At 65.7% G+C, this 9,457-nt stretch carries 10 protein-coding genes; 3 read left to right on the forward strand and 7 right to left on the reverse strand.

All coding sequences use genetic code 11. From position 1 onward, the window contains the following. The 3 genes from Q8814_RS21685 to mca form a co-directional block, all read right to left on the reverse strand. Positions 1-424, reverse strand: a 424-nt coding sequence (locus tag Q8814_RS21685) for a thioredoxin domain-containing protein (RefSeq protein ID WP_330154052.1), incomplete at its 3' end; no start/stop codon positions are given. A 35-nt stretch (positions 425-459) separates the two neighbouring features. Further along, a complete protein-coding gene (locus Q8814_RS21690) occupies positions 460-753 on the reverse strand; it encodes a hypothetical protein (RefSeq protein WP_330154053.1) in 294 nt (97 codons plus the stop codon). Beyond that, complete coding sequence (mca, locus tag Q8814_RS21695) at positions 750-1,628, reverse strand: mycothiol conjugate amidase Mca (protein WP_330154054.1); 879 nt, start codon at positions 1,626-1,628, stop codon at positions 750-752. The genes Q8814_RS21690 and mca overlap by 4 nt, the downstream gene beginning before the upstream one ends. Before the next feature lie 164 nt (positions 1,629-1,792). On the opposite strand from mca, the gene Q8814_RS21700 reads away from it, so the two are divergent. Then, positions 1,793-2,224: a DUF4307 domain-containing protein gene (locus Q8814_RS21700; RefSeq protein ID WP_330154060.1), complete on the forward strand. Its 432-nt coding sequence runs from the start codon at positions 1,793-1,795 to the stop codon at positions 2,222-2,224. A gap of 239 nt (positions 2,225-2,463) precedes the next feature. Beyond that, positions 2,464-2,958, forward strand: a complete 495-nt coding sequence (gene greA, locus Q8814_RS21705) for a transcription elongation factor GreA (protein WP_330154055.1) — start codon at positions 2,464-2,466, stop codon at positions 2,956-2,958. Between the two features lie 87 nt (positions 2,959-3,045). Here greA and Q8814_RS21710 read toward each other — a convergent pair whose 3' ends face one another. Continuing rightward, positions 3,046-4,401: a C40 family peptidase gene (locus Q8814_RS21710; protein ID WP_330154061.1), complete on the reverse strand. Its 1,356-nt coding sequence runs from the start codon at positions 4,399-4,401 to the stop codon at positions 3,046-3,048. 510 nt (positions 4,402-4,911) lie between these two features. Between Q8814_RS21710 and Q8814_RS21715 the strand changes: the two genes are divergently transcribed. Continuing rightward, positions 4,912-5,415 carry a DUF4352 domain-containing protein gene (locus Q8814_RS21715; protein WP_330154056.1) on the forward strand — a complete coding sequence of 168 codons (504 nt, stop codon included), beginning with the start codon at positions 4,912-4,914 and terminating at the stop codon, positions 5,413-5,415. A gap of 131 nt (positions 5,416-5,546) precedes the next feature. Here the strand turns inward: Q8814_RS21715 and Q8814_RS21720 are convergent, their stop codons facing one another. The 3 genes from Q8814_RS21720 to Q8814_RS21730 all read right to left on the reverse strand — a co-directional run. Then, positions 5,547-7,439 carry an SEC-C domain-containing protein gene (locus Q8814_RS21720; RefSeq protein WP_330154057.1) on the reverse strand — a complete coding sequence of 631 codons (1,893 nt, stop codon included), beginning with the start codon at positions 7,437-7,439 and terminating at the stop codon, positions 5,547-5,549. A 188-nt stretch (positions 7,440-7,627) separates the two neighbouring features. Then, a complete protein-coding gene (gene ilvA, locus Q8814_RS21725; protein WP_330154058.1) occupies positions 7,628-8,848 on the reverse strand; it encodes a threonine ammonia-lyase in 1,221 nt (406 codons plus the stop codon). A gap of 87 nt (positions 8,849-8,935) precedes the next feature. Next, a partial coding sequence (locus Q8814_RS21730; protein WP_330154059.1) for a PLP-dependent transferase occupies positions 8,936-9,457 on the reverse strand: 522 nt, incomplete at its 5' end.

Consider the following 9,457-nt stretch of genomic DNA (forward strand, 5'->3'; position numbering starts at 1 on the left):
TGATCGCGGTGAGCAACTGCGTGAACGACGGCATGCCGGAGCGCGGAACGTTCGGGTAATAGGTGCCGCAATAGAACGGGGCGCCGTCGGGCGTGAGGAAACACGTCATGGGCCACCCGCCCTGTCCGGTCATGGCGACCGTGGCGTTCATGTACACGGCGTCGATGTCGGGGCGTTCTTCCCGATCGACCTTGATGCACACGAAGTGCTCGTTCATGACAGCCGCGGTCGCGTCGTCCTCGAAGGATTCGTGGGCCATGACGTGGCACCAATGGCAGGCCGCGTAGCCGACGGACAACAGGATGGGCACATCCCGGTCGCGTGCCTCCGCGAGCGCTTCATCGCCCCATTCCTGCCAGTGCACCGGATTGTCGGCGTGCTGGCGCAGATAGGGGCTCAGAGAGTAGGCCAGTCGGTTCGCCATACACCCACGCTACGTCGCGGGTGTACGGCTCCGGATCAACCCGCGGTCTTCGGAGGCTGCTCGGGGTCGACCGTGGCCCGCTCCGGCTCGGTACCGTCACCGGCCACACCGCGCACCGTGCCTTCGTCGGCCGCCTGATCGGGTTCGGGGTGTTCGGGCTCGAATGTCTCGGGCAGTTTGCCGAGCCGCTTGTTCATGTTCCAGATGAGCAGAGCTGTCGCGACGAGCAACACGACGATCAAGGCGAGACCGAGCGGCGAGGCCTTGCCGAACTCGGGGCCGGTCGGGTCCTGCGCAAGGACCGCCACCGTCAATGTGCCTAGGGTCATCTCACCTGTCCGTCCTCGATGCCCGCGAACAGATCCGATTCGGGGATCTTCGTGTGTACGCGGGTCTTGGCCAACTCGAACTCCTCGGTCGGCCACACCTTCTGCTGAATGTCCAACGGCACCGCGAAGAACGACCCGTTGGGGTCGATCTGTGTCGCGTGGGCCCGCAATGCGTCGTCCCGGTACGGGAAGTAATCACCGCAGGTTATCTGGGTTGTCACGCGGGCCATCAGGTCGCCCTGCTCGGTGCGCCACCGGCTGAGCCACTGCTCCATCGGGAACGGTTCGCCGCGACGCTCGTATTCGTCGCGGAACAACTCGATGCGTTTCCGGATGAAGCCGTGCGAGTAGTAGACCTTGAGCACTTCCCACGGCTCGCCGAGTTCCGGGTGGTACGAGGGGTCGGCCGCAGCCTCGTACGCCGCCATCGACACCTCGTGGCAGCGGATGTGATCGGGGTGCGGGTAGCCGCCGTTCTCGTCGTAGGTCGTCATCACGTGCGGCCGGAATTCGCGGATCGCCTCGACGAGCTTGCGGGTGGGCTCGTCGAGCGGAATGACCGCGAAGCAACCTTCTGGTAGCGGCGGCTTGGGATCCCCCTCGGGCAGCCCGGAGTCCACGAAGCCGAGCCAGCGGTGCTGCACGCCGAGGATGCGGGCGGCCTCGGCCATCTCTTCGCGACGAACCTCGTCCATGCGCTCACGGATGCCGGGCACGTCCATCGCAGGATTGAGGATGTCGCCGCGTTCGCCACCCGTCAGAGTGACGACCAGGACGTCGTGCCCCTCGGCTGCATAGCGGGCCGTGGTAGCGGCACCCTTGCTCGACTCGTCATCGGGATGGGCATGCACGGCCATGAGCCGTAGTCCGCTCACGTGTTTCCTCCACCTCACCGTCGTGTGCATCGTCGTGACCACCCCCACCACCGCCTACGCGGGGCCGTTCGGGTCCTTCCCCTATAGTTCCACCTGACAACTCCTCCGTCAGCCGTGCCCCCACGGCATCCCCGGTCCACCTGCCCGGGCAGGAAAGCAAAGTGATGCGCGACACCTCCACGAACGACCGCTATCCGTCCGACCGGTACCCCTCGAAGAGCAGGTCCAGCCGCGGCAAGCGGTGGGGTTTCACCGTCCTCGGACTCCTCGCCGGCGTGCTGCTGACGGTTGTGCTGTATCAGCAGCGAGGGACCGCGGAGATCGAGTCCGAAGTGGTGTCGTTCGACATCATCGACGATTCCACTCTGGATATGCAGTTGAAGGTGACGCGCAAGGACCCGTCGCAGGACGCGGTCTGTGTCATCCGGGCACGGTCGAGGGACGGCAGCGAGACCGGGCGGCGCGAAATCTTCGTTCCCGCTTCCGACTCGTCGACGGTAGTGCTGGCCTCCACGGTGAAGACATCCCAGCGACCCGGCATGGGCGACATCTACGGTTGCAGTTTCAACGTTCCGGACTACCTGCGCGCACCCTGATCCCGCCTGATCGTCGCAGCCCGAGGCGGCTGCGATCAGCAGGCGGCCACTGGTAGTGGTGCTAGAATGGTCGGATACACGGTTCCACCCATTGGGGCCGTGTATTGCTGCATAGGAAACAGTACGGTCCCGTTCACCACTTTCTGGGGGAGCCAACGGGGACTGTGCTGTCGCGGTCGTTGCACGTGCACGACTTGTCCACGGAGCCGGGGGCTCCAACCCGAAGGAAGTGATCGAGGATGACCGAGACCCAGGTGACCTGGCTGACAGAGGAGTCGTACGACCGACTCAAGGCTGAACTGGATCAGCTCATCGCGAATCGTCCTGTCATCGCGGCCGAAATCAACGAGCGGCGCGAAGAGGGTGACCTCAAGGAGAACGGCGGTTACCACGCGGCGCGCGAGGAGCAGGGACAGCAGGAAGCGCGTATCCGCCAGCTGCAGGAACTGTTGAGTACCGCGAAGGTCGGTGTCGCCCCCACCGAGTCCGGTGTCGCACTCCCCGGCTCGGTCGTCACGGTGTACTACGACGGTGACGAGAGCGACAAGGAAACGTTCCTCATCGCGACCCGTGAAGAGGGCGCGCGGAACAGTGAGCTCGAGACGTACTCGCCCAGCTCTCCGCTCGGCAAGTCCCTCCTCGAGGCGAAGGTCGGCGAGACCCGCGAATACAACCTGCCCAACGGCACCACCATGAAGGTGACGTTGGTCAGCGCAGAGCCGTACCGCGGCTGAGCGACGAACACGTCACGAAGGCCCGGCCGGAATTCCGGCCGGGCCTTCGTGTCGATTCGCGGCTTCCAGAGAGCCGGTCTGCGCTGCTCAGAAGATCCGGCGTGCCTTCATGTCGGGAGAGACGGCCCCGACACGGACCACGTCGCCCGTAGTGGGGGCATGCACCATCTGCCCGCCGCCGATGTAGATGGCCACGTGTCCGGGGCCCGCAGCCTGCCAGTTGCCGAACAGCAGGTCGCCGGGCCGGGCCAGCGCGAGTGGAATCTCGGTACCGACGCGCCACTGGGTCTCCGAGGTGCGCGGCAACGCGATGCCGGTCGCGGCGTGCACCGCGTACGACGTCAGACCCGAGCAGTCGAAGCCGCCACCGGACGGCCCGTTGATGTTGCCACCGCCCCACACGTACGGCAGTCCGAGGAACTTGAACGCCAGGTCGACGACGCGGTTGCCCGTGTCGCTGAGCGCGCCCATGCCGATGCCCAGCCCCAGGAAGGGCGACAGCAGTCGCGCGAACGCCACTTCCGTGGCGCGGATCTTGGCGACGTACGGCTTGGTCTGATTCTCGTAGTCCGGTGACCCCGAGGGCATACCACCGGACCTGCGCACCGCGCCGGCACCGGCGTTGTACGCGGCCAAGGTGAGGTCGAGAGTGTCGCCCTCCACCAGCCCACGTTGCTTCCAACCCTCGATCAGCTTGTAGCTGTCGCAGAGATACTGCCCCGACGCCATCACCGGATCGGCGATACCCAGGACATCGGCCTTGCCGTCGCCGTCCGCGTCCTTGCCGTAGGCGTCCCATGTTCCGGGCATGAACTGTCCCGGACCCTTCGCGCCTACCGGCGACACCGGGGCCGTAGGTCCGTACCGGAAGCCGTTCTCGGCCGAGTAGAGGGCTGCAAGCACCGGGGCCGTGATGCCTTCACAGATCGAGCCGGCCTTCTTGAGCCAGGGCGCGAAGACGGCAATGGCGCCGATGGGAGCGAGGCCCGTGCCGGGAAGAATCGCCGGGACCGACGGAAGTGCGACACCGGTACCGGGGACGACGCTTCCCGGGAGCGGGCCGACCGGTTGTTGCACGGGCGGAGGACTCGGAACGATCCCCCACGCGTTCGGCCGGGGTGCCGGCGCCGCGGGCGGTAGCGGAGGGGGTTCCGGTTGCGGATGCAACTCCGCGACGGCCTCCGCGGGCAGGTGCGGTTCGATTGCCGCCGCGACCGATTCGGTGGTGTCCGCGACTGTCTGCTGCGCTCCCGCCTGCATCGGTTCGGGTAGCGAGGCGACAAATTCCTCGAGTTGCCGGTCGGTCTCCGGAGCCGTCGTCTCGAATGATTCGATCGCCTGATTGACCTGATCTTTTATCTCTGCCGGTATGTCTGCTCCCTGCACCAGGGCACTCGCTGCCGTAGCCACTGCCACGATGACCGCAGACGGGTCGACCGACATACGCAACCCCCACATCCCATTGCCGAACGCATTCACCGTACTTGTGACATCCATCACCGGTACGTGTTCTCTAGATTGATATCACATATATTTAGGAACGCGTTACAGTTTTGATTCTGGTGTGGCGCAGGTGGCGCAAGACACTGATGTGACGTCCTCGTTCAAGATCTTTCTCTTCATGATCGACGATTCGGCGCGTCCCGTCCCGCACCGCGCGTTCACTCGAGAATGCGCGAAAGTGGATCGCGATTGATTTGTTACAAAACATTCACGCCTGCAACGTCCTTGTAACAAACCACAAACACGAATCGAAGAAGGGAACAAGAAGACACGCCACTTCAGAACGGACTGCCTACGATGACTCAACCTCCGCAATCCCCGTACGGGCAGCAACCACAGGGAGGGCAGTACCCGCCGCAGGGAGGTCAGTACCCGCCGCAGTACGGAACGCCTCAGCCCCAGCCGCCGAAGAAGCGGAAGAAGTGGCCCTGGATCCTGGCCGCAATCGCGGTGTTTTTCGTCATCATCGCGGTCTCTTCGAACGGTGAAAGCGAAGAGTCGACCAGCACCGGCGGAAACAGCGGAAATGGCAGCAGTTCCCAGGACACCGACGCATCCACAGTCGGTATCGGCGCCGAAGTCCGAGACGGCCAGTTCGCTTTCACGGTAACGGAAGTCGAGACTGCAATCACCCAGGCCGGCGACAATCCCTATGCGAACAAGGTTCCGCAAGGGCAATTCGTATTCGTGCATGTGGACGTGAAGAACATCGGCGACAAGGCCCAGTCCTACTTCGGATCGAACCAGAAACTCATCGATGTCCAAGGTCGCGAGTTCGCCAACGATACGGAAGCGGAAATTTACGCCAACGACGACTTCACCATTGGCGACATCAACCCCGGCAACACCGCGTCGGTAGTCGTAGTCTTCGATATTCCCGCCGACGCTCAGCCGAAGACCCTCGAGTTGCATGACTCGATGTTCTCCGGTGGAGCAACCGTCAGCATCGGCTGACAACAGGTACGACGCCGACAACACTTACGGCTGAGCGCCTTCGATCGAGGGACGCCCCCGGAATCCACCAGAGGAGCCGGGGGCGTCCGCATGTTTCATGGCCGAATCCCAGCGCAAGGGTGATCGTGGCGCTAGGGCTGCTCGAAGGGATTCGACAGCACTTCGACGAGCTGCACCGGGTCCACAGTGTCGGCAGTGAGCAATGCGAGCAGCGGCTCTTGCTGCTCCACCGAGATCACCGTCGCTCCACCGACGATTTGCGAACGATCTCCCACGGATGCGACGCGCACGCAGAGCAACGCTCCGGCGCCCAGTTCCGATGCCACCACCGGCGCATGGACCTCTCGTCGCTCCTCCGTGCGCACATCCCGAAGGGTCAGCATCTCCCCCGCCCCGACACCCTCCACCTCGTACACCGACCGTCGAGCCTGCAACCACTGCTCTCCGAGCTCACGCTCGTCGGCGGGTAGCAGTTCGCCACGACGTTCCAGGAATTCGGCCCAGCCGCCACCTTCGAAGAGCAGCACGTCGTCGATCAGCGGGTCGCCCAGCGCCTCGATCACCGCGTCCTCGTCGTCGCTGTAACCGGCGCGTGCCTCGGCCAACGTGAATTGCTCGTCGGCCCAGGAGAATTCCGTCAGGTACTGGCGGCCTTTGAAATACAGCCAAGGTGTGCGCTCCTCCAGCGAATGATCCGCCTTGCCGAGGTGACACACCTTGTACTTGCGGCCCGACCCACACCAACAGCGATCGTTTCGACCCAGGCCCGGCCGCTCGGCCGGCTGGAAGTACTGCACCAGGCCGTACAGCGGATGCTCATCGCCACCCGGCACGCGGGCGAGCAGCGACAGGCTCCGGACCGCGTCGCCTCGGTCGGAGGCATACCGGGCCAGATCGACCAGCGCCAGATCGAACTCGGCGTCCCGATCGACGGCCTTTTCGTAATAGCGTTCCGCATCGCCGATCCTCGCGTCGGCCTCCGCCGCGCGCCCGGCGAACCAGAGCACACCGGCCGCTGCACGCCGCGGTCCGCGCTCGAGCACGAACAGGGCGGCACGCTCGATTGCGCCCGGCGCGAGATCCTGATCGAACAGTTCGTCGAGGACCGTCGCCGCAACATCCGGATCGGCCAGCGCTTCGTAGAGCCGCGACTTTCCTTCGGCGAACCGAGCCTCGAGATCTGCGTCGTCCCCGTGGTCGATAGCGTCCACCAGCGACGCGAACAGTGCGACGCCGGGCACGGCCTGGACCGGAATGCCGAGTTGGTCGGCGTACGCGTCGAACATCGAACGGCTGATGTACCCCTCGAAGTCGAACCCGCGGGGCGCCACGAGATCGCCCATCCTCTCGTACCCCGCCGGCTCGAGCATCTCGGTCAGTGGCACGGTCGCGATGGTGAAGGCGCCGGGCGCGTCTGCCATGGTCTGCAGCACCACGTCCTCGAGGTTCGCGGCCTCACCGTCGGCGCAGTGCTGTTCGAGGGCGCGGATCAATGCCGGCACCGGATCATGATCGATCTCGCCGATGAAGGCGTGCGACACCCGCCCACCCGACGCCGTGAATACGACGACGTCTCCCGGAGCACGCTCGGCGAACGTGCCGGCAGGAAACACGAGCACCTCGGCGCCGACCGTCTCGTCGAAGGAGATCCCGCGTTCGGTCAGGCGCTCTGGGTCCTGTTCGGTGAACACGAGTTCGGACTCGTCGTCCGAAGCGAGCACGAGCATCGGAGAGATGTCGGCGACCGGCAACACATCGGACGCGATCTCCCGCGCGGTGAGCCGAAGAGTGAGACAGCGACCTTCCAGCAGCGCATCGAGCGCGACGCAACGCCCGTCCGGAACCCAATCGAGCAGAGGGTGGTCCGGCAGATCCTCGAGCCGGTCGACGAGATCGTCGGTGTCCTCGAATCCTTCTGCGACCAGATGCTCCGCAAGATCCTCGGTGGTAAGGGGGCCGTGCTCACGCAGCAGGCCGAGGGCAAGATCGAGAAGGGCACGGTCGGCGAACTCGGTGTCGGTCACATGCGCGATCCTACGGGGACTCCTTTCGGGTGCCCGAAGACAGATTCGGGACGGGACATCGCCCGGGCGGCTTCGATCTCCTGCAGACCCGCAGCACACCTTCGACTCTCGTCGCCACGCAGCACGCACCATGATCCGAATCCCTTCGGCTCCAACAGGATACGAGACAGCGACCGCGAGGCGGACCGCTATTCGATCCGGACGACGTATCCGGCCGCGGCCAGCGCTTCGAGCACATCGCGGCGGTGTTGGGGACCGCGGGTCTCCAGCGTCAGCGCGACCTGCACCTCGTCGAGGGCGAGTTTTCCGGTGGTCCGCGAGTGCACGACGTCGACGACGCTGGCGTCGACGTCACCGACCACCCCGAGGAGCGCGCCGAGCGCTCCGGGCCGGTCGGGGATCGCCACCCGCACCGACAGGTAGCGGCCGGCCACGCGCAGTCCGTGTCCGATGACATGGGTGAGCACCAGCGGATCGATGTTGCCCCCCGAGAGCACAACCGCGACCGGACCGTCCAGAGCGAGGTCCGAGCTCATCAGCGCAGCGATTCCGGCCGCACCGGCGGGCTCGACGATGAGCTTGGACCGTTCCATGCACAGCACCAGTGCACGCGCGAGGGCGTCGTCGCTGACGGTGACGACCCGGTCGACCAGGCGGTGGACCAACGGAAACGGCACGGTGCCGGGCAATCCCACGGCAATGCCGTCGGCGAGGGTAGACATCGTGGACAGCCGCTCGGGACGCCCGGCGTCGAGCGAGCGGGGCCATGCCGCCGCGCCTTCGGCCTGCACACCGATGATCCGCACGCCTGGACGCACCGCGGCCAGAGCCGCCGCGACGCCCCCGAGCAGTCCCCCACCGCCGGTGGGGACGAGCACCGTCTTCACGTCCGGGAGTTGCTCGACGATCTCGAGCCCGACGGTGCCCTGGCCCGCGACGATGTCCACGTGATCGTACGGGTGGATGAACACTGCCCCGGTGTCCACAGCGAATTGTTCTGCCGCAGACAGCGATTCGTCGATCGTGTGACCGACGAGGTGCACGGTGGCACCGTACGCGCGGGTCGCCGCCAGCTTCGGCAGGGCCGCACCGATCGGCATGAACACCGTCGATGTGATCCCGAGCTGCGTGGCCGCCCACGCGACACCTTGCGCGTGATTACCGGCGCTGGCGGCCACCACCCCGCGGGGCCGTTCGTCGGCATCGAGCCGCGCGATCCGGTTGTAGGCGCCGCGCGGCTTGAACGACCCGGTGCGCTGGAGGTTTTCGCATTTGAACGAGACGGGGACACCGGCCCGGTCGCTGAGCGCGCGCGACGCCAGCATCGGTGTTCTTCGCACCACCGGCTCGAGCAGGGCCGCGGCGTCACGGATCTGCTCGACACCGACCGTCTCTCCGCCCGCACTCATCGATCCAGCCTAGGCAACTCCACACCAGCGGTTGCGGGAAAGCGGAAAGGCGCCCCCGGAAGGGCGCCTTTCCAGGTGTGGCAGTGGTCAGCCGAGGGCCTGCTCGATGTCGGCGAGCAGGTCGGCGGCATCCTCGATGCCGACCGACAGGCGCACCAGATCGTCGGGCACTTCGAGCGCGGACCCGGCGGTCGAGGCGTGCGTCATCGCCCCCGGATGTTCGATCAGCGACTCGACGCCACCGAGCGACTCGGCGAGGGTGAAGATCTCGGTGCGCTTGCAGAAGTCCAGCGCTGCCTGCCTCCCACCGGCCAGGCGGAGCGAAATCATGCCGCCGAAGCGGCGCATCTGCTTGGCGGCGTACTCGTGACCCGGGTGCGAGTCGAGGCCCGGGTACAGGACCTTGGTGACAGCCTTGTGGCCCGACAGCAACTCGACGATCTTCTCGGCGTTGTCGCAGTGGCGTTCCATGCGGACGGCGAGAGTCTTGATGCCGCGCAGGGTGAGGAACGCGTCGAACGGGCCGGGAACCGCGCCTGCCCCGTTCTGCAGGAACGCGAACGCGGTGTCGAGTTCCTCGTCGTTCGTGACGAGCGCACCACCGACCAC

The organism is Rhodococcus chondri, assembly GCF_036327435.1.
Lineage (GTDB): Bacteria > Actinomycetota > Actinomycetes > Mycobacteriales > Mycobacteriaceae > Rhodococcus > Rhodococcus chondri.